Genomic DNA, 18947 nt, shown 5'->3' with positions numbered 1-18947 from the left:
TAATTGCTGATTTTGTTTTGGTCGTTTTTTGGCGCGACGCTGATGCGCGCACACAGGAGGTTGTACCGTGACATTCAAACTCTGGTCGATTGGCTCGGCCGCTGGCAAGCAGGGTGAGGACGCCGCGCCAGTATGGCGTTTGCTGGCTTTTGACGACTTACGCGTGTACGAGTTGTACGAGGTGCTGCGCCTACGCAGCCAGGTGTTTGTGGTGGAGCAGCAGTGCCTGTTCCAGGACATGGACGGTGCTGACCGGCAGGCCATGCATCTGCTGGGGGTGCAACACGGTGAATTGCAGGCCTATGCGCGCTGTTTTGAAGCCGGTGTGAAGTTTCCCGAGGCCAGTTTCGGGCGGGTGCTGACACGCCAGAGCGCGCGTGGTGGCGGTTTGGGCCACGCCCTGATCACCCAGGCGATTGCGGCCATCAGCCAGGTCTGGGGCCCGCAGCCCATTCGCATCGGCGCCCAGCTGCAACTCACGCACTTTTATGCCCAGCACGGTTTTGTCGACACCGGCACCCACTACCTGGAAGATGGCATACCGCACCTGGAGATGCTTCGCCCCGGGTGACAGCCCTCACACCGTCGGGTTGCGCGGGCAGGGCAACAGGATGTCAAAGCGGGTGCCGCTGGGGCCGGTGCTGAACTTGATGTGCCCGGCCATCTGTTCGAGCAGCTGGTTCACCGTGGCCAGGCCAAAGCTGGGTTGGCCACGGTTGATGCGCGCCGCATCCGGGGCGTTGTCATACAGCTGGGCCTGGATGGCTTCCTTGGTGCTGGCAGCGCTGTCTGCCACCGTGAGCACGGTGTAGACACCCCCATCACGTTGCACCAGTCCACCGCCGTTGACCATGATCTGCCCGCCATCGGGCATGGTTTCACAGGCATTTTTGATGAGGATCAGCAGGATCTGCTTGATTTTTCCGGGTGAGCCCTGCACCCAGGCGGCGCGGTTGGGCATCTCGGCATTGACCTCGATGTTGCCGGGTATGAGCTGGCGGTGTTGCAGCAGTTGCACCGTGTCACGCACGGCCAGGCTCAGGTCAACCGGCACCATGGCGGTCGGCTGGGGTGTTTTGGACAGGGCATCCACCAGCAGGTCAACCGCCTGAACCACCCGTTTGAGTTCGAGGGTTTGCGCTTCTTTGGCCGACAGGGTCTGGCCGGAGCGGTTTTTGTCGGCCAGGCGCCGGCGCGACAGGGCCAGCCCGGCATACACCCCAAAGGCCTGCAGGGTCGGCAGCTGGCTTCTGAGATGCTGGCTCAGCTCTGGCGGCACGCTGGCCGCCAGCACACCCAAGCACTGCTGGGCGGTCAGCAAGGGCAGCAGCACCACTTCGTTGGTATCCATGACATCGAGCAGGACACTCGGCGACAGGCCCTGGCGTTTGGAAAAAACCACCTTGCGCTGCGCCAGGCAGTGCGTCATCGACGGGTCATGCGCCACCTCGAAGGCCAGCGGTGTGGCGGCCAGGTGGCGCTCGTTCATCGACACCGGCACCAGCGTCTGCTGGTTGTCACGGGTGAGCATCACCATCGCGTCTTCGAGCTGCAGCACCGCGCTGGCGTGTTGGCGCATCGAGGTGAGGGCGGCATTGGTACTGGTCAGGTTGATCAGTGTCATGGCCATCTCGTTGAGCACGCTGCGGTCCAGCACATCGCGCGCCAGCGCGCTCTGGTCGGCGTCGAGTGGCTGGGGCCGGGTGACGGCCAGGCTGGCGGCGCTGGGCTCACTGGCGTCCGAGATGTCCACCCCCAGGTCGCGGGCGATCTGCGCCACCTGGGTGGCCGCTGTTTGCAACAGCTCACTGATGTCTTGCAGCGTCAGGCCGTGTTCACTGGCCCAGGCTGGGGGCTCCTCTAGGGGCTCCGGCGGCAGGTCATCGAGCAGGTGGGCCAGGTGGATCAGGCGCGTGAGTGGCCGGGTGTCTGCCAGTCTGGTGGGCGGGTTGTGGTGCTCCAGCACACTGTGCACCATGGATTGGCTCAGGTGCCAGTGCGTCAGCAACCAGGCGCCTGCTTCGGCGTGGGTGGTACCAAGCTGTTGCTGCTCCTGGCTGCACAGGCTGGTGTCGTCCGGCAAGCCAAACAGGGCGCTGTAACGCTCGGGCACCGCCACCAGCAGCGCCAGGCGGCCCACGTCGTGCAACAAACCGGTCAAGTAGGCTTCTTCGGCGCCGACACTGTCCTGGCGCTCGGCCAGCGCACGCGCCAGCACGGCCACACCTAGGCTGTGTTTCCAGAATCGGCGCAGGTCAGCGCTGGTGGTTTGCCGGAAAGCGTGGAAGGTCTGAAACACCGACTCGCTGATCGCCAGCACCTTGATCAGTGCCATGCCCAGCGTGCTGGTGGCTTGAAGCAGGGTCAGGGTTTTTGCGCTGCTGCGGTAATAGGCCGCGCTGTGGGCCACCGACAACACCTTGGCCGACAGGCCGGGGTCACTGGCAATCAACTCCGACAACTCACCCATGCCTGCATCGTCTGACTGGCACAACACCATCAGCCGCATCAGCGTCTGAGGCGGGCTGGGCAGGCGGGCAACCAGCAGCCGTTGGTGGATGTCTTCGGGCGGTAGTTTCACAACAGGCCTTGGTTCAGACTAGCGAAAGCGCCGGGGAACTGGATGCATGTTCTGCCTGCAGGGGGTGGGAGTGTTGAAGCAGCTTACCCCAGTATTTTCGGTGCAGCTCCGTGCATCCTCAAAAATTGTGTCTTACAAAAAAGTAAGGGATTGTTAACAATTTGGGGCTTGCCCACCCAATTTGCAGACTCAGTGGATTCTTTGGCTGTCCAAAAGCCCCATCAGGGCGCTTTGCGGCATGGGCCGGTGGTAATAAAACCCTTGGAAGGTCTGGCAACCGGCCTGCTCCAGGTAACGTTGCTGCACCTCGGTCTCGACGCCTTCGGCCACCAGTTTGAGGCCCAGGCCTTTGGCGATGGAGATGATCGCCAGCACCACCGGGAACTGCAGGGTGTCGTCTTCAATCGGCATGACAAAGGAGCGGTCAATCTTCAGCACATGGATCGGGAACCGATGCAGATACGCCAGCGACGAGTAACCGGTGCCAAAGTCATCAATCGCCACCCTGACCCCTAGCTGGCACAGCTTCTGAAGCTGGTCAATCGCCGCCTGCGGGTTGCGGATGCAGATGTTTTCGGTGATCTCGACCTCCAGCTGCGAGGGCGAAATCTGGTAACGCTCCATTGTGTTCTTGAGCTTGTCGTAAAAGTCGCCCCGGTCCAAGTAATGGGGTGACAGGTTGATCGAGAGGTAAGGGCGGTCTGCGCCGAGGGTGTTCCAGGCCAGCAGGTCACGGCACACCGCCTCGAGCATCCAGTCGCTGATGGCAATGATCAGGCCGCTTTCTTCGGCATAGGGCAGAAACGCACCGGCCCCCAGGAAACCGCGCTGCGGATGGTTCCAACGCATCAGCGCCTCGGCACCAATCACCTTGCCACTTTTGGCATCGACCTGTGGCTGGTAATACATCTCCAGTTCACCCGCCAACAGCGCCAGGCGCAAGCCACTTTCGACAGAGATCTGCTCGAAACTCTGGTTGAGCATCGACAGCTCAAAAAACTGGTAACCGTTGCGCCCGGAGGACTTCTTGGCATGCATGGCCAGATCGGCGTTGCGGATCAGCTCGTCGACACTTTCGCCGTCCTTGGGGTACACCGCCACACCAATGCTGGCGGTGATGTGCACGGTTTGGCCACCCAGCGCAAACGGTGCACGCAAGGCGTCCAGAAAAGCCTGTGCCACCCGGGTCGGGTCTTGCACCGAGTCCAGCTCGGGCAGCACCACATTGAATTCGTCGCTGCCAAAACGTGACAAGGTGTCGCTGTGGCGCAGGCAGCCTTTGAGCCGGATGGTGGCCTGCTGCAACAGCTCGTCACCGAGTTGGTGGCCCAGGGAATCGTTGATCACCTTGAAACGGTCCAGATCCACAAACATCACGGCCAGGCCGCCTTTTTTGCGCTTGGCCTGCAACAGCGCCAGGTTCAGCCGGTCCTTGAACAGGACCCGGTTGGGCAAATCGGTGAGGATGTCGTAGTAGGCCTGGTAGGCAATCAGTTCATCGGCGCGTTTGCGGTCGGTGATGTCGCGTGCCACACCGTAGATGCCCATCTGCTCCAGGTTCTGTGGAATGCCTTCTGTGCGCATCACCTGGGTGGTGAAGGACACACTCATGAGCTCCACACTGAAGACCCGCCCCTCTTCTTCCAGATGGCGCGACTTGAGCCGCAGCTCGATGTTGCGTGACCAGCGCTGCTGCTGTTGCCCGTCGCTGAAGACATAGTTGGCACGCTCAAGATCACGCGTATGCACCATGTCGGCATAGTGTTTGCCAATCAGTTCTTCGGCATGAAAGCCCAGCAGCGGGTGAATCCGGTTGTTGACAAAGGTCAGTTTGCCCTGGTGGTCGAGTGTGAAGATGATGTCGGGTGAGCTGTCTACCAGGTAGCGGTAAATGCGCTCCGAACTCTCCAGCCTGCCGGCAATCTGCTTGTTTTCGGCTTCGAGCTGGCGTTGGTGCAGGGCGTTTTGCACCGCTTTGATCAGTTCCTCGCGCGGATAGGGTTTGCGCAGGTAGTCGTAGGCACCACGGCGCAGCGCACCAATGGCCGCCTCGATGCCCACGTCGCCGCTGGTGACGATCACGTTGGCGTCGATCTGGTGCAGGTTCATGTAGTCCATGACCTCGTGTCCCGAGATGTCGGGCATGCGCAGGTCCAGGATGATCAGGTCGAAGCTGTCGCTGCTGAGTCGCTCAATCGCTTCGGTGCCACTGTTGGCGGTGACCAGGATGAAGCCCCGGTTGCCCAGCAGATCACACAGGCTTTGCAGCAGCCTGGGTTCGTCATCCACCAGCAGCAGCTTGGCTGGTTTGTGCAGGATCTGGGTGGTTTGCAGCCCACGTGAGGCCAGCGTGAAATCCCATTGCAGTGGACTTAAGTTACTCATTGAACCTGGCTTTTGGCATGCCGTGCTGGCAGCAGAATTTCAAAGACGGTTCCCAGTGCGGAGCTTTTGCAGGTGATCGACCCTTGCAGCTTTTGCACCAGACCATGGACGATGCTCAGGCCCAGACCGCGGTTGTCGCCTGCCTTGCTGCTGCGCACCGGTGAGAAGAGTTTGGCCAGCACCTCGTCGGGCAAACCGGGGCCGTTGTCCCGGACCTGCAGCGAAAAATACTCGGCACCGCCACGTTGTGTGATGCCGTTGTTGATGACCTCGATGCGGCCCCCTTTGGACAAGGCCTCGACCGCGTTTTTGATGAGGTTGACCAAAATCTGTTTGACCACACCGCTGGTGCCTGAAATGGTGCTGGGCTCATCGGGCACCACGGCCGCAATGTGCACCGTGGGCGGCAAAAACCGGCTCTCCCGGAACAAGCGCACGATGTCGTTGATCAGCTTGTTGATGTCGATCAGGGTGTCGGGCGCCGGAGGCGTCACCCGCGCGAACTCCTTGATGATGCTGCCCACGCGGTCGATTTCCTCGTTGAGGATCGACAACTCGGCACCCACCGGCTCCTGGCGCGCCAGCTTGTCGTCCAGCACCCCCAGGTAGTTCTTGATGATCGACAGGGGGTTGCTGGCCTCGTGCACGATCTTGCGCGAGTTCTTGATGTGTTCTTCCTGCAGGGTGGCGATGCGCCGGTCCATCTCGCCACGCTCTTTGGCTGCGGCCTCCATGGCGCTGGCGGCCTGGTTGCCAAACACCAGCAGGAATTTCTCCTGGCGCTGCAAATCCGACACCCGCCAGGCTTCCAGCCCGGCAATCAGCAGGCCCAGACTGCGGTTGCCCGACACCAGTGGCAGACACAACAAACAGGGGCTGTTGAAGCTGCGCAGCAGTTGCTCTTCGGCCAGTGTCAGGCTGCTGCGGCCGCGCTCCAGAAAAGCCAGATGCCTGCTGGTCACCGAGTCGGCGATGCCACCACCGGCCAGGCTGATGGAAAAGTCTGCCAGCCGCTGGCGCTGCTCACCCACCGAGGCGCTGATCAGCGAGCGGCCGTTGCTGCTGACCAGAAACACCGCCGTGTCTTCCAGGTCAAACAGGATGCGGGCGTTTTGCCGCACGCTGTCGAGCAGCTGGGTGCCGTCTTTCTGGCGTGCAAATACCTGGCTGAGCTCGGCCGTGAGTGCCCGATTACGGATCTCTTCGGTCAGGCGCTGCTGCATCGGGTTGGAGGTCACCGGCGCCACGGGCACCGAGACCGATGCCGACAATTCGGGCAGGCCTGCCAGGTTGATGCCCAGATGCTCGGCGGCCAGCATCACCTGTGCCTCACAAGCCTGGTAGATGTCCAGCAGCTTGGCATCGTCGATGCCACACACCGCGCCCATATCCTCGGCCAGCGGGGTACCTACTGGGTGGTCGCTGAGCACATGTGCGAGGTGGATGATGCGTATCAGCGGGTGCGCCATCATGACGCGTGCCGGATTTTCGTGGTGGTAGAGCACCGCGTCGGCCAGGAACGAGTCCATCTCCCAGCGTTCGATCAGCCAGGCGCCTGCTTCGGCATGTGAGATATGCAGGCTTTTCTGTTCGATGGCGCACAGATCTCCGTCATCGGAGGTGTAAAAATTGAAGCTGTAGGTGTCGGGTGCCGCTGCCAGCAAGGCCAGTCGACCCACATCGTGCAACAGCCCGGCGAGGTAGGCCTCTTCAATCTGCGGGTACTGCATGGCCTTGGCCAGATCGCGGGCGATCACGGCGGCGGCCAGGGAGTGTTTCCAGAACGGGCGCAGGTCGGTGCCGCCGGTGTGTGGAAAACCGCTGAAGGTCTGGAACACCGACTCGCTGATCAGCAGCGACTTGACCAGGTCTGCACCCAGTGTGGTCAGCGCCTGCGGCAGGCCCAGTTTGCGGCCACTGCGCTGGTAGGCGGCGCTGTTGGCCACACGCAGTACCCGGCTGGTCATGCCTGCGTCGTTGGCGATCAATTTGGCAAGCTCAGTGATCCCAACTTCATCGGCCTGGCACAGGTCAATGAGTTTGATCAGAATCTGCGGCATGGTGGGCAGGCGCGCCACCAGCAAGCGGTTCCGGATGTCATCAGGATGAGCAGAGTTCACAAATAAGGTGGTGTGTGGGCCCAGCTGAGAGCCCTGGTTATGTTCCATGTCGCAACGACCAAGTCAATATAACAGCAAGGGGTGAATTTTTACCACTTGGATGCAATTTGTATAGCAGATATATTGAGATAGATCATGTGTAACCCTAAATCCATTCTGTATGAGATGCTATCAAAACATGCAACACCGCCCAATTGCTGGCGCTAGCCGTCGACTGCGTATGGTTTGCAGCAAACAGCGTGCCTGAATTCAGGTGTTGCTCTTAAACGACGCTGCCTTGTCCCTTGTGGCACACTCCCGCACCTGTTTGTTTTGGGGCCGCTCACCAGGTCGGCTAGTTGTTAAGTTATGCAGAAAATCATCGCGCAACTGGCGCAAGAAATACGGGTGCAGGAACGCCAGGTGGCGGCTGCGGTGGAGTTGCTCGACGGTGGCGCCACCGTTCCCTTTATTGCCCGATACCGCAAGGAAGTCACCGGCGGCCTGGACGACATCCAGCTGCGTGAGCTGGAAGCCCGCCTGAGTTATTTGCGCGACCTGCGCGACCGCCGCGCTGCGGTGATCAAAAGCATCGACGAGCAGGGCAAGATGACCCCGGCCTTGCTGGCCGCGCTGCTGGCCGCACCGACCAAACAGGAGCTCGAAGACCTGTACCTGCCGTTCAAACAAAAACGCCGCACCAAGGGCCAGATCGCCCGTGAGGCCGGTATCGAGCCTCTGGCCGATGCGTTGTTTGCCGACCCGATTCTGGACCCGGCGGCTCAGGCGCAAGCCTATGTCAAGCCCGAGAAAACCGAAGCCGGTGACGACTTCACCACGGTGCAAGCGGTGCTCGATGGTGTGCGCGACATCTTGAGCGAACGCTGGGCCGAAGACGCCGCGCTGGTGCAAGACTTGCGCGGCTGGTTGTGGGAGCAGGGCCTGTTCAAGAGCAGCCTGATGGTCGGCAAAAACGAGTCCGACCCCGAGGTGGCCAAGTTCCGTGATTATTTTGACTACGACGAGCCGATTGCCCGCGTGCCATCGCACCGCGCGTTGGCGGTGTTCCGTGGCCGCAGCCTGGAGATTCTGGAGACCAAGCTGGTTTTGCCCGAACCGCCGGTAGCCAGTGTTCAAGCATCAAATCAGCCTTCAGCCCTTTCAGATAAAGGGTCTGCAGTTACAAAAACAAGAGCAACACCTGTGGTCTCGCTGGCCGAAGGCCGGATCGCGCTCAAACTCGGCTGGAGCCACAAAGGCCGCGCGGCGGACGATCTGATCCGCAAATGTGTGGCCTGGACCTGGCGCGTCAAACTGAGCCTGTCGACCGAGCGCGACCTGTTTGCGCGGTTGCGCGAAGCGTCGGAGGCGGTGGCGATCAAGGTCTTTGCCGACAACCTGCGTGACCTGTTGCTGGCCGCACCGGCGGGCCCACGCGTGGTGCTGGGGCTGGACCCGGGCATCCGCACTGGTGTCAAGGTGGCGGTGGTGGACGCCACCGGCAAGCTGGTGGATACCAGCACGGTGTACCCGCACGAACCCCGCAAAGACTGGGACGGTTCCTTACATGTTCTGGCCGCCTTGTGCCAAAGACACGGCGTGAACCTGATTGCGATTGGCAACGGCACCGCCAGCCGCGAGACCGACAAACTCGCCGCCGACCTCATCAAATTGATGGCCAAATCGCCTGCAGCCCAGAATGGACAAGGGCAGGTAGCTATTGAAAAAGTAGTTGTGTCTGAGGCCGGTGCCTCGGTCTACTCGGCCAGCGAATTTGCCTCCCAAGAAATGCCCGATGTGGATGTGAGCCTGCGCGGTGCTGCCAGCATCGCCCGGCGCCTGCAGGACCCGTTGGCCGAGCTGGTCAAGATCGACCCCAAATCCATCGGTGTGGGCCAGTACCAGCACGATGTGAACCAGAGCGAACTCGCCAAAACCCTGGAGGCGGTGGTGGAGGACTGTGTCAACTCCGTCGGGGTCGACCTGAACATGGCCAGTGTGCCGCTCTTGAGCCGTGTCTCGGGCCTGAGTGCTGGTGTCGCCAAGGCGGTGGTGCGCTGGCGTGAAGCCAACGGCGCTTTTGCCAGCCGCCAGGATTTGCTCAAAGTGACCGGCCTGGGCGCCAAAACCTTCGAACAATGTGCGGGCTTTTTGCGCATCCGTGGTGGCAGCAACCCGCTCGATATGACCGGGGTGCACCCCGAAACCTATCCGGTGGTCGAGCAGATCCTGGCCAAGACCGGTAGAGAAGTGGCTGAGCTGATGGGCCGCGCCGAGATGCTCAAGACCCTGCGCCCCGAGTTGTTTGCCAACGAGAAGTTTGGGGTCATCACCGTCAAGGACATCCTGGCCGAACTCGAAAAGCCAGGCCGTGACCCGCGCCCGGACTTCAAGGTGGCGCGTTTTAACGACGGCGTCGAAGACATCCGCGACCTCAAGGAGGGCATGATTCTGGAGGGCACGGTCAGCAATGTGGCCGCCTTTGGCGCGTTTGTGGACCTGGGTGTGCACCAGGACGGCCTGGTGCATGTGAGCCAGCTCGCGCACAAATTTGTCAATGACGCACGCGAGGTCGTCAAGACCGGTGACATCGTCAAGGTGCAGGTGGTCGAGGTCGATGTGGCGCGCAAACGTATTGCGCTGACCATGAAACTTGGCACACCGCCCGCACGCAGCGGTGCCGCCGGTGACAACCGCTTCCAGGGGGCCAGCGCACAACAGCGTGCGCGTGGTGCGGGTGCGGCAGCACATGCGCCACAATCCACGGCTATGTCATCCGCATTTGCCAAACTCAAAGGCTTGGGAAACTGACACCCCATGGAGCCCACCGCCCTGTTGTCGTCACGCTTTGTCATGCCCAGCAGGCCCCGGGCGGTGGCGCTGCTGCTGGTGGAGTTGGCCCGGCCCGAGCCGGATTTGCGGCGTATTGACCAGCTGGTGAGTTCCGACCCGGCGCTGGCCATGCGCCTGTTGCAAGCGGCCAATGCCAACTACTTCGGGCTGACTGGCCAGATCCACGGTGTGAGTGAGGCGCTGGCGGTGCTGCGCCTGGGCCAGGTGCAGGCCATGGTGGCGTCGGCCGCCGCTGTGCCGGGTTACCCCAGCAGCCCCAGTTTTGACATCACCCAGTTCTGGGCCTACAGCCTGGACTGCGCCAAGGTGGCGCGTTCGCTGGCCGGGTTGTTGCGACTTAACCAACAGGCTGCGTTCACCTGTGGGCTGATCCATGCGGTGGGTGAACTCGCGATGCGCTCCGGCATGAGCCAGGTGGTGGCGCTGGACGCCCGGTCGCGCCCGCTGGGCCTCAAACGCAGCCGGGTGGAGCGCCGTGTGTTTGGCTTCTGTTACACCGAGGTCAGCGCCTGGCTGGCGCGCCAGTGGCATTTGCCGAGCTTGATCCATGACGCGCTGCTGTTTGCCCATGCACCGTTTGACCATGAGCCCCACGAACCGATGGCCGGTGTGGTGCACCTGGCGATCTGGCGCGCCCGCGCCCGGCAAGTGCGTTTGAGCGAAAACGCGATGACGGTGAGTTTCCCCTCGCTGGTGGCGGAGGTGATGGGCCTGGACATCGACCTGGTGCTGCAGCAGGACCCGATCGACTGGTCGGTGCAGGAGCCCGGGCGACCGCTGATTTAAGCCTGGCGGATGGGCTGCGGCAGTGCCGCTGCCGAACCCTGTGTTTGCAGCTTGAACATCGCCACCGTCTGCACCAGGCCGTGCGCCTGAACCTTCAGGCTGCTGGCCGCAGCGGTCATTTCTTCAACCAGCGCGGCGTTTTGCTGGGTGACCTGGTCCATCTGCATCACGGCTTCACCAATCTGGGTCACCCCGTGGCTTTGTTCCTGGCTGGCAGCGCTGATCTCGCTCATGATGTCAGTTACGCGCTGGATCGACTGCACCACCTCCTGCATGGTGCTGCCGGCTTGGTCCACCAGCGCGTTGCCCTGGTCGATGCGTGTTACGCTGGCCTGGATGAGGGTCTTGATCTCGCGCGCGGCCTCGGCACTGCGCCCGGCCAGCAAACGCACCTCGGAGGCCACCACGGCAAAGCCACGCCCCTGCTCACCAGCACGTGCGGCTTCCACCGCAGCGTTCAAGGCCAGGATGTTGGTTTGAAAGGCAATGCCGTCGATCACGGAAATGATGTCGCTGATCTTGCGCGAGGCTTCGTTGATGCCACGCATGGTGTCCACCACCTGACTCACTACCACACCACCTTGTTGGGCGACCTGGCTGGCGTTCAGCGCGAGCTGGTTGGCCTGCTGGGCGCTGTCGGCATTTTGTTTGACGCGCCCGTTGAGCTCTTCCATGCTGGCCGAGGTTTGCTCCAGGGCGCTGGCCTGCGACTCGGTGCGTGCCGACAGATCCAGGTTGCCCTGGGCGATTTCGGTGCTGGCGGCAGCGACCGCCTCGGCACCCTGGCGCACCCGGCTGACCACCTGCACCAAGTTGTTTTGCATGCTGTGCATGGCGTCGATCAACTCACCCACCTCATCGGCCACCACCACGGTGGCGGTGCTGGTGAGGTCACCGGCAGCCACCCGGCTGGCCAGGCCGGAGGCCGAGCTCAGGGGCACGATGGTCTGTTTCCAGGTCATCCAGGTCACGGCCAGCACCGACAGCAGGGCCACCAGCAGCATCATGCTGGTCGACACCCAGGTGGCCTGTTGGGCATGGTCGTGGGCCTGCTGTGTTTCTGCGGCCTCCGCCGCACTCAGGGCGGCCAACACCTTGCCCAGGGTGGCGGCGGCGGCACGGTCCACCCCTTTGGCGGCGTTGTCACCGGCGCTGGGGTCATGGTCGGCAGCCTGGAATGCGGCAAAGGCTTTCTGGTAGCCCGCCTGGGCTGCGGCCATTTCGGGCTGCAATTGCGCCACCAGCGTTTTGGCTGCCGGTTCGTCGGCCACCAGATCCGCCAGTGTTGTGAGGTTGCTGTTGACCTGGTTCATGGCTTTTTGGTGTGCGGCCCAGTATTTGTCCAGATTGGCAGGGTCTTTGCCACGCAGCAACACGTTTTTCCATTCCTGGATGGCCACCGCAAACCCGGAAGCCACTTCGGCGCCTTTTTTGCTGCCAGCCACATGCTGGAGCACATTGTTCTCAAACTTGGCCACCGCGCCGTTGAGCAGACCAATGCCCAGCAGCCCCGCGCTGAGGATCAGCACCGCACCAATGGCAAAAGTCAGGGGGATTCGGATACGCATCTTCATGGGCAACACCTGTTCAAGCTTGGATCACACCGGGGGGAACTGTCACACGCCACGCGGCTGACCAGCGCGCCTGGGGCAACAGCCAAAGATGGACGGGCCATATTAGCCGTTGTGGCGTTTTGGCGATAGTCCAAAACACGCCGCTGTGACCGATGTGCCGCCATCAGACCCCCATCCGAGTGTTTGAGCCGGGTTTGCCTGCTTGTGGCTGGACAATCCCCAGGTCTTGACCCCTATTTACCCACCTTGCCCATGACAAAAGCGCTACACATTTACGCTGGCCCGCGCGCGCTGGCGCACCTGCGCCAACACGGGCTGCACAGCCAGGACATTGCCGCGATACCGGCCGCTGCGGGTGGCCCCAAGGGCCTGATCCTGGGGCCGCTGGACCAGTTCATTTTTGGTCACTGGTTGCCGCAGTCGAACCAGCCGGTGGCGCTGGTGGGGGCCTCGATCGGTGCCTGGCGCATGGCCACCGCCTGCCTGAACGAGCCGGTGGCCGCACTCCAACGGCTCGAGCACGACTACATCCACCAGAACTACGCGCTGTTGCCCGGTGAGAAACGGCCTGCCGCAGCACGGGTCAGCGCGGTGTTTGGCCAGAACCTGCAGGCCTTTTACGGCGGGCGCATCACCGAGCTGCTGCAGCACCCGCGTTACCGGCTGCATCTGCTCACAGCGCATGGGCGTGGCTTGCTCAAGCGCGAAGGTGGTTGGTCCACCGCCGCCGGTTATGGCGCGGCTTTTGCCAGCAACCTGCTGGCACGTCGGGCGCTGGGCCTGTGGCTGCAGCGGGTGGTGTTCTCCAGCCCGCTACCGGGTGCACCCCATCTGCTGGCCAGCTTGCCATTTGAGACGAGCGACTACCCGACACAGCAGGTGGGCTTGACCGAGGCCAACTTCTTGCCTGCGATGCAGGCCAGCTGCTCGATCCCGTTTGTGCTGCAGGCGGTGCACGACATAGCTGGTGCACCCAGCGGCGCGTACTGGGACGGGGGCGTGACCGACTACCACCTGCACCTGAACTGGGCGGCAGCGCTGGGTACTACCAGAAACATAGCTGTTAGCCCAGGTGATACAAGGGCTACAGGCCAAAAAGACCCACAAAGCGGGGCGGCGCTGGTGTTGTACCCCCACTTTCAGCGCAGCGTGGTGCCGGGTTGGCTGGACAAGCACCTGCGCTGGCGCCACCGCGCTACACCGTTTCTCGACAACCTGCTGCTGCTGGCGCCCAACCCGGAGTGGGTCAGCACTCTGCCCAACGGCAAACTGCCCGACCGCACCGACTTCACCCACTACGGCGCCGATCTGGCGGGCCGCATCAAGGTCTGGACCGCCGCCGTCTCAGCCAGTCAGCAGCTGGCTGACGAATTTGCGCAGTGGCTGGACCGGCCGGACATGGGGGTGGTGCAGGTGTTGTGAGGGGTGATGGGCGTCTGCCAAAAAATTCCCTCACCCCTGTTTCGTTGCTTGTCCTGGCCCGGCGTCGTGATAGGCGGTTTTCAGGGCACCTGCCGCCTGCAAGGTCGGGACCACCTGGTCCAGGAACAGCGCCAGCGAACCCAGGCTGCCACCGGGCAGGGCGATGAACCCGTCGATGGCATCGGCCGCTCGCCAAGCCAGGATCTGCTCGACCGCGTCAGCGGGTGTCCCAATCACCTGCCAATGCGCGGACGACACCACCTCGGGCAGGGCCAACAGGTCCTTCAGCGTGGGCCGGTCGCTGGCGATGCGGCGCAGCAGCAGCTCGGCATGGGTGCGGCTGCGCACCGGCTGTGTTGGCGCCGCAAAGTCTTCGGGGCCAAGGCGACGGTCATTCGGCAGGCCATCAAGCGCGATACCCAGGATGGAAGCCAGCTTGGCCAGGCGCTGGGGCCGATCCAGGTGTGCGTGTGCCTGATCGAGCCGCAGCAGTTGGCCCAGGAGCTGGGTATGAGCGTGAGCACCCTGCAACGGCTGTTCAAGGCCGCCTATGGCATGTCGGTGATGGCGTTCCAGCGTAGCGAGCGCCTGAACGCAGCCCGCGCACTGTTGATGGAAGGGCGCTTGACTGTCGGCGAGGCGGGCTACCGTGCCGGCTACTCGACTGTGTCGAACTTTTCCTCGGCTTTTCAGCGCAACTTTGGCTACCCACCGTCGGCGTGTATGCGGCGATAAGTGTCCCCAAAGCCTTGAGTCTGGGTCATGCCATTGTCAGGCGAAGACACCTTGCTTAGGGGCTGGCCAGCGCTTGCCAAACCTGTCATCCGCCGGATGCCTCGCCAATCTGCTGTTTGTTTACTTCAAAATAAATAGCTATTAAGGCTTGCTGTATAAGGGCTATACGCCATTTCTTTTGCAAATCACAAGCTGTTCTGTTCCACAGTGCACGTCCACGTGCAAGTTGTTTTCCCAAACCTGCATATTTCAGCCGCTCCCACTGGTAAAGTGACTGGATGCACATCGTTCTCCCCTCCTTGGACAGGCGCCCTGACACCACCCCGCTGAGGAGGTTGCCCGCCGCAGGGTCGCAGGCGGCGTTACCACTGTTGCGGGAGCGTTGTTGATGTTTGCAGGTGCAAAGTGATGGACGCGCAACTGCGTGAAGCCCTGGGGTCGGAGCTGCCTGACACGTCAATCTTGTCCGACACCGCTTTCTTGAGCGACTTGCGCCGCCAGATGTTGCGGTTTGCGACGCTGCAACTCTCCAGCAGCCATACGGCGGAAGATGCTGTACAGGAGGCGCTGGTGGGTGCCCTCAAAAACGCCAAGGCATTCGCCGGTCGGGCAGCGTTAAAAACCTGGGTGTTTGCCATTTTGCGCAACAAGATTGCCGATGTCTTGCGACACAAACAGCGCACGGGTGATGCCAGCAGCCTGCTGCGTGAACCGCAAGAGCATGAAGACTTCTCGGAGCTGTTTGACCCGAAAGGGCATTGGCAGGCCGATGAGCGACCCGCACATTGGGGCAACCCACACGAAGCCCTGCATCAGCAGCAGTTCTGGGCAGTGTTCGAAATCTGCCTGGAGCGGCTACCAGGCAACCAAGCCAGGGTGTTCATGATGAAAGAATTTATTGAGCTGGATGCCACCGAGATTTGCACTGCTGTGGGCATCAGCACCAGCAACCTCAATGTGATGTTGCACCGGGCGCGCCTGCGCCTGCGGGAGTGCCTGGAGAACAATTGGTTTGCGAGGGGTGAACACTGATGATGAACTGCCAACACGCCACACAACTGATGTCCGAGTCGCAGGAGCGTGCCTTGTTGCTGCCGGAAAAAGTGGGTCTGAAGTTCCACTTGATGATGTGTTCCGGCTGCAAGAATTTCAGTGTGCAACTGCCGTTTCTGAGCCAGGTCATGAAAGCCTATGCCCAGGGCCAGGACGAAGCCCCGCCGACAGAGCCGCCCAAATAGACAACCGTCCTTGCGGCTGTTGATCAGACTTGTGGCGGAGTCACTTGCAGCAGGTGCTGCGCTTCAGCGGCAACGCCGGGCGATCCAGTGGTCTATCGACAGCTTGCCCGGCCCATGCGCCGTCAGGTACAACAAGACAGCGGCCCAGGTGCCGTGGGTAGGGTAGGCATCGGGGTAGACAAATAACTGGATGGTCAGTGTCATGCCCAGCAGCGCCAACGCCGACAGCCGGGTCGCCAGGCCCAGCAAGATCAGTGCTGGGAAAACATGTTCAGCCGTCGCCGCCAGCATGGCGGCGAGCTCAGGCGGCAACAGCGGCAGGCGGTACTCATCCCGAAACAGATCCACCACCGAATCCGACAGGCGTGGCCAGCCCCAGATGTGTTCGCCGTTGACGATGTCCAGCGCAAAACCCTGGATCTTGGTCTGACCTGACTTCCAGAACACCGCTGCGATGGAGAAGCGCGCGACAAACGCCAGCAAGCTGTTGGGCAAAGACTCGGCGATGCGGATGAACTGCCATATCAGGCCGGGTATCCCACCTTCTTGGGAAGGGGGTGATGCCGTTGAACGCAAGGGCTTAGCGGGTGTGTTCATGTCATGCCTTTTCGGTGGTGACGTCTGTGACGAGCTGCAAACGCAGCAACAGCGCCAAGGTCTGGGTCAAGTCAAATTCAGCGTCATATTCGGCGGCTTGGCTGGCAGCAGTCAGCAAGCTGTCTCCTTTGTGTAGGGTTTGGACAAAGTGCGCTGTCCCCTTGAGCAGTTCCAGCATGTCCACCGCCAGGCCGAGTCTGAACACCAGCACCGTCTGGGCTGGGGTGGGGTCGAATGCCGACGGGTTGTCCTTGTCCTGATGCGCAGCCCAAATGGACAACACAGCAAAGGGTGAGGCAATGATCTGAGCCGAGGGGTGCAGGATCAGCCGCGCCGACGCCAGTTGTTGCGGGTCAGTCAGCACCTCTTGCAGTGTCTGGGGGGCAATGGAGGTCACATCGGCCGCGTGGTAGGCCAACACCCGGGCCATTTCCAGCCGGGCCACATCGGCCAGGTAGGGCACGCTGGCTGCGGGCGCAAAGCTGTGGATGAACGCGGCAAAGTCTTGCCCGTAATAGGCCAAAACGGGGGAGCGTGGTGGCCTGGCCTGGGCATAGACCCGCGCCATGGCGCTGAAAAACTCCTTGCCCACCAGCGCTTGCACCACCGGGTAGGTGTCGGCCAGGGCATCGACCAAAGACACCATCACGTTGTTGCGGTACACCGCAAAACGAGTCGCCGGGTTGCTGCCGTTCCAGCTGTGCAGGCCACCCGGGCAAGTCAGATCGGGGTTGAGCAGGGCTTCTGCGAAGTCGGCCTGGGTACTCATGCGTCTACCTCTGCCAGGCCAAGCCATTGGCCGTTTTGGTATCTGCCCGCCGCTTTGCGCAACTGGGTGTCGGCTAGATGGGCCTCGGCCAGCAACACCGGCCAAGGTGGGATGTGGTTGTCGCGTTCCAGCAGGGTGGCCACCGGGCCGGTCAAAGCCAGCGTGAAGCTGTACAAGTCCCACACGGCCTGCGCCACCGGGGCGCCATGGCTGTCAATCAACAGCAGATCACCGTTGGCGTCTTGTGACTCGGCAAACCCGGCCAGATGGATCTCGCCAAGCTGGTCCAAAGGCAAAGTGCGGATGACGGCCTGTGCGTCACGCTGGTGGTTGACGCTGCTGACATACACGTTGTTCACGTCCAGCAGCAGCCCGCAGCCGGTGCGCCGAATCACTTCTGACAAAAACGCGGCTTCGCTCCAGGTGGATGAGGCAAATTCCAGGTAGGTCGCCGGGTTCTCCAGCAACATACGCCGACCCAGGTACAACTGCACCTGGTCAATGTGGTCGCACACTCGTTGCAGCGTGGCGGTGGTGTAGGGCAGTGGCAGCAAGTCGTTCAGGAAGGTGCTGCCGTGGGTTGACCAGGCCAGATGCTCCGAGAAGGATTGCGGCTGATATCGGTCCAGCAAGTGCTTCAGGTTTTGCAGGTGATCCAAGTCCAGCGGCCCATCGGCGCCGATGGACAGCCCCACACCGTGGATCGAGAGTGCATAACTTTCCCTGATGCAGGTGAGGTAATGGTGAAACGGGCCACCCGGCACCATGTAATTCTCGGCATGGATTTCAAAGAAGCCGATGTCTGGCTGCGTGCTCAAGACGTCCTGAAAGTGTTCAGGCTTGAGCCCCACCCCCGCCCGGGTGGGCAGGGGGTGGGTGGGAGCAAGCTGGGTCTGAAGCGCTGTGTTGGTCAGGTTCAACATGCCAGGTGCTCCGTTCCTTAGGGGCCAATCAGGCTTTGACTTCCTTGAACTCTTGCAGTTGTCCAAAACCTGTGGGCGAGGTTTTGGACATGGTTTTTTCGCAGGTACCCTTGGGCACCATCGACCAGGCATTGCCTTGGTAGTCCATCTTGGAGGTGCCTGCGCAGGTGGTACCCGCACCTGCTTTGCAGTCGTTTTTGCCTTTGAGGGCCACGCCAAAACACTTCTCCATGTCGGCCGCTTGGGCGGCGATAGGGGTTGCCGCAATGGTCAGGGCCGCGCTCATGGCCAGCGCCAGGCCAGCAGCTGTGGTGTAACGTGAAGTGGTGGTTTGGGTTGTCATGTGACTGTCCTTTAAGAAGTTGACATAGGGGAAGTAGGGGAACCGCACGAAACACTTTTTGTACCGTGCTGATGGTTTAGTCGGTGGGGCTGCCGGTTTCTTACACCACACAACATAAAAAAGTGTGCTGGCTGGTAAAGTGACCCGATGCACATCGCCATCCTGACCTTCGACGGGTTCAATGAACTCGACTCGCTGATTGCCCTGGGCATTCTCAATCGCATCAAAACGCCAGATTGGCGTGTCTCACTGTGCTGCCCGACGCCAAAGGTGACATCCATGAATGGCGTCACCTTGCACGCGCAATCCACTCTGGCCCAGGCCTGTGGGGCGGACGCGGTTCTGTTTGGCAGTGGCATGAAAACCCGCGAGATTGCCAATGACCTGCATGTCATGGACCAGCTGCAACTCGATCCGAGCAGGCAGCTGATTGGCGCCCAATGTTCAGGCACCTTGATGTTGGCCAAACTGGGGCTGCTGCGGTCGATACCCGCCTGCACCGACCTGCTAACCAAGCCTTGGGTGCAGGAAGCCGGGGTAGATGTGCTGAACCAGGCTTTTTACGCGGACGGCAATGTGGCGACCTCTGGTGGGTGCCTGGCCTCCCAGTATTTGGCAAAGTAGCGCGCCGTTTAGTTTGAT

General features: G+C 61.6%; 17 protein-coding genes and 1 pseudogene. 8 read left to right on the top strand and 10 right to left on the bottom strand.

Going from position 1 to position 18947, the window contains the following annotated elements; translation table 11 throughout:
- The first annotated feature begins 67 nt into the window (after positions 1–67).
- Complete coding sequence (locus RF819_RS03385) at positions 68–571, top strand: GNAT family N-acetyltransferase (RefSeq protein WP_338109561.1); 504 nt, start codon at positions 68–70, stop codon at positions 569–571.
- Between the two features lie 6 nt (positions 572–577).
- Here RF819_RS03385 and RF819_RS03380 read toward each other — a convergent pair whose 3' ends face one another.
- The 3 genes from RF819_RS03380 to RF819_RS03370 all read right to left on the bottom strand — a co-directional run bounded on the left by RF819_RS03380 (position 578) and on the right by RF819_RS03370 (position 7086).
- Positions 578–2581, bottom strand: coding sequence for an HDOD domain-containing protein (locus RF819_RS03380; RefSeq protein WP_078363666.1), 2004 nt, complete (start codon positions 2579–2581; stop codon positions 578–580).
- 189 nt (positions 2582–2770) lie between these two features.
- Positions 2771–4966, bottom strand: coding sequence for an EAL domain-containing response regulator (locus tag RF819_RS03375; RefSeq protein ID WP_078363665.1), 2196 nt, complete (start codon positions 4964–4966; stop codon positions 2771–2773).
- Positions 4963–7086 carry an HDOD domain-containing protein gene (locus RF819_RS03370; RefSeq protein WP_244899865.1) on the bottom strand — a complete coding sequence of 708 codons (2124 nt, stop codon included), beginning with the start codon at positions 7084–7086 and terminating at the stop codon, positions 4963–4965. The genes RF819_RS03375 and RF819_RS03370 overlap by 4 nt, the downstream gene beginning before the upstream one ends.
- Positions 7087–7434: 348 nt before the next feature.
- Here RF819_RS03370 and RF819_RS03365 point away from each other — a divergent pair, with 348 nt between their 5' ends.
- Together RF819_RS03365 and RF819_RS03360 are read left to right on the top strand one after the other, a co-directional pair.
- Positions 7435–9876: a Tex family protein gene (locus RF819_RS03365; RefSeq protein WP_078363664.1), complete on the top strand. Its 2442-nt coding sequence runs from the start codon at positions 7435–7437 to the stop codon at positions 9874–9876.
- A 6-nt stretch (positions 9877–9882) separates the two neighbouring features.
- Positions 9883–10704: an HDOD domain-containing protein gene (locus RF819_RS03360; protein ID WP_078363663.1), complete on the top strand. Its 822-nt coding sequence runs from the start codon at positions 9883–9885 to the stop codon at positions 10702–10704.
- Here the strand turns inward: RF819_RS03360 and RF819_RS21865 are convergent.
- Entirely contained in the window at positions 10701–12278 is a 1578-nt protein-coding gene (locus RF819_RS21865; protein ID WP_078363662.1) for a methyl-accepting chemotaxis protein, read from the bottom strand. The two genes, RF819_RS03360 and RF819_RS21865, sit on opposite strands and share 4 nt — an antisense overlap.
- Before the next feature lie 252 nt (positions 12279–12530).
- Between RF819_RS21865 and RF819_RS03350 the strand changes: the two genes are divergently transcribed.
- Positions 12531–13700, top strand: a complete 1170-nt coding sequence (locus tag RF819_RS03350) for a patatin-like phospholipase family protein (RefSeq protein ID WP_078363661.1) — start codon at positions 12531–12533, stop codon at positions 13698–13700.
- 30 nt (positions 13701–13730) lie between these two features.
- On the opposite strand, the gene RF819_RS21275 is transcribed toward RF819_RS03350, so the two are convergent.
- Positions 13731–14231: an LLM class oxidoreductase gene (locus RF819_RS21275; RefSeq protein ID WP_158081232.1), complete on the bottom strand. Its 501-nt coding sequence runs from the start codon at positions 14229–14231 to the stop codon at positions 13731–13733.
- On the opposite strand from RF819_RS21275, the gene RF819_RS21270 reads away from it, so the two are divergent.
- The gene (locus RF819_RS21270; RefSeq protein ID WP_158081231.1) at positions 14211–14435 is read left to right on the top strand and encodes a helix-turn-helix transcriptional regulator; all 225 of its coding nucleotides are present in this window, start codon (positions 14211–14213) and stop codon (positions 14433–14435) included. The genes RF819_RS21275 and RF819_RS21270 overlap by 21 nt on opposite strands.
- Before the next feature lie 85 nt (positions 14436–14520).
- On the opposite strand, the gene RF819_RS20915 is transcribed toward RF819_RS21270, so the two are convergent.
- Entirely contained in the window at positions 14521–14721 is a 201-nt protein-coding gene (locus tag RF819_RS20915; protein ID WP_143541593.1) for a hypothetical protein, read from the bottom strand.
- Between the two features lie 122 nt (positions 14722–14843).
- Between RF819_RS20915 and RF819_RS03340 the strand changes: the two genes are divergently transcribed.
- Entirely contained in the window at positions 14844–15467 is a 624-nt protein-coding gene (locus RF819_RS03340; protein WP_078363659.1) for an RNA polymerase factor sigma-70, read from the top strand.
- A 2-nt stretch (positions 15468–15469) separates the two neighbouring features.
- Complete coding sequence (locus RF819_RS03335) at positions 15470–15673, top strand: zf-HC2 domain-containing protein (RefSeq protein WP_200224175.1); 204 nt, start codon at positions 15470–15472, stop codon at positions 15671–15673.
- A 63-nt stretch (positions 15674–15736) separates the two neighbouring features.
- Here the strand turns inward: RF819_RS03335 and RF819_RS03330 are convergent, their stop codons facing one another.
- The 4 genes from RF819_RS03330 to RF819_RS03315 are packed head-to-tail and all read right to left on the bottom strand — an operon-like array spanning position 15737 to position 18305.
- Positions 15737–16270, bottom strand: coding sequence for a DoxX family protein (locus RF819_RS03330; protein ID WP_078363657.1), 534 nt, complete (start codon positions 16268–16270; stop codon positions 15737–15739).
- A 1-nt stretch (position 16271) separates the two neighbouring features.
- Positions 16272–17039 carry an HvfC/BufC N-terminal domain-containing protein gene (locus tag RF819_RS03325; protein ID WP_078363656.1) on the bottom strand — a complete coding sequence of 256 codons (768 nt, stop codon included), beginning with the start codon at positions 17037–17039 and terminating at the stop codon, positions 16272–16274.
- Positions 17036–17962 carry an MNIO family bufferin maturase gene (bufB, locus tag RF819_RS03320; protein ID WP_078363655.1) on the bottom strand — a complete coding sequence of 309 codons (927 nt, stop codon included), beginning with the start codon at positions 17960–17962 and terminating at the stop codon, positions 17036–17038. Before bufB ends, RF819_RS03325 begins: the two co-directional genes overlap by 4 nt.
- Before the next feature lie 28 nt (positions 17963–17990).
- Positions 17991–18305, bottom strand: coding sequence for a BufA1 family periplasmic bufferin-type metallophore (locus tag RF819_RS03315; protein ID WP_078363654.1), 315 nt, complete (start codon positions 18303–18305; stop codon positions 17991–17993).
- Positions 18306–18452: 147 nt separating this feature from the next.
- On the opposite strand from RF819_RS03315, the pseudogene RF819_RS03310 reads away from it, so the two are divergent.
- Positions 18453–18923, top strand: a pseudogene (locus RF819_RS03310) (DJ-1/PfpI family protein); the annotation flags it as partial.
- Positions 18924–18947: the final 24 nt, after the last annotated feature.

This window comes from Rhodoferax fermentans, assembly GCF_002017865.1.
Lineage (GTDB): Bacteria > Pseudomonadota > Gammaproteobacteria > Burkholderiales > Burkholderiaceae_C > Rhodoferax > Rhodoferax fermentans.
The sequence above is the reverse complement of the archived record's forward strand: the minus strand, read 5'-3'. Positions and strand labels throughout refer to the sequence as shown.

Excerpts from the sequence above, each read along its gene's own strand:
- RF819_RS21270 (WP_158081231.1), top strand. The coding sequence starts at position 14,211 with ATGAGCGTGAGCACCCTGCAACGGCTGTTCAAGGCCGCCTATGGCATG.
- RF819_RS03335 (WP_200224175.1), top strand. The coding sequence starts at position 15,470 with ATGAACTGCCAACACGCCACACAACTGATGTCCGAGTCGCAGGAGCGT.
- RF819_RS03350 (WP_078363661.1), top strand. The coding sequence starts at position 12,531 with ATGACAAAAGCGCTACACATTTACGCTGGCCCGCGCGCGCTGGCGCAC.
- RF819_RS03375 (WP_078363665.1), bottom strand. The coding sequence starts at position 4,966 with ATGAGTAACTTAAGTCCACTGCAATGGGATTTCACGCTGGCCTCACGT.
- RF819_RS03325 (WP_078363656.1), bottom strand. The coding sequence starts at position 17,039 with ATGAGTACCCAGGCCGACTTCGCAGAAGCCCTGCTCAACCCCGATCTG.
- RF819_RS21865 (WP_078363662.1), bottom strand. The coding sequence starts at position 12,278 with ATGAAGATGCGTATCCGAATCCCCCTGACTTTTGCCATTGGTGCGGTG.
- RF819_RS03315 (WP_078363654.1), bottom strand. The coding sequence starts at position 18,305 with ATGACAACCCAAACCACCACTTCACGTTACACCACAGCTGCTGGCCTG.
- bufB (WP_078363655.1), bottom strand. The coding sequence starts at position 17,962 with ATGTTGAACCTGACCAACACAGCGCTTCAGACCCAGCTTGCTCCCACC.
- RF819_RS03365 (WP_078363664.1), top strand. The coding sequence starts at position 7,435 with ATGCAGAAAATCATCGCGCAACTGGCGCAAGAAATACGGGTGCAGGAA.
- RF819_RS03340 (WP_078363659.1), top strand. The coding sequence starts at position 14,844 with ATGGACGCGCAACTGCGTGAAGCCCTGGGGTCGGAGCTGCCTGACACG.
- RF819_RS03330 (WP_078363657.1), bottom strand. The coding sequence starts at position 16,270 with ATGAACACACCCGCTAAGCCCTTGCGTTCAACGGCATCACCCCCTTCC.
- RF819_RS20915 (WP_143541593.1), bottom strand. The coding sequence starts at position 14,721 with ATGTGCATCCAGTCACTTTACCAGTGGGAGCGGCTGAAATATGCAGGT.
- RF819_RS03360 (WP_078363663.1), top strand. The coding sequence starts at position 9,883 with ATGGAGCCCACCGCCCTGTTGTCGTCACGCTTTGTCATGCCCAGCAGG.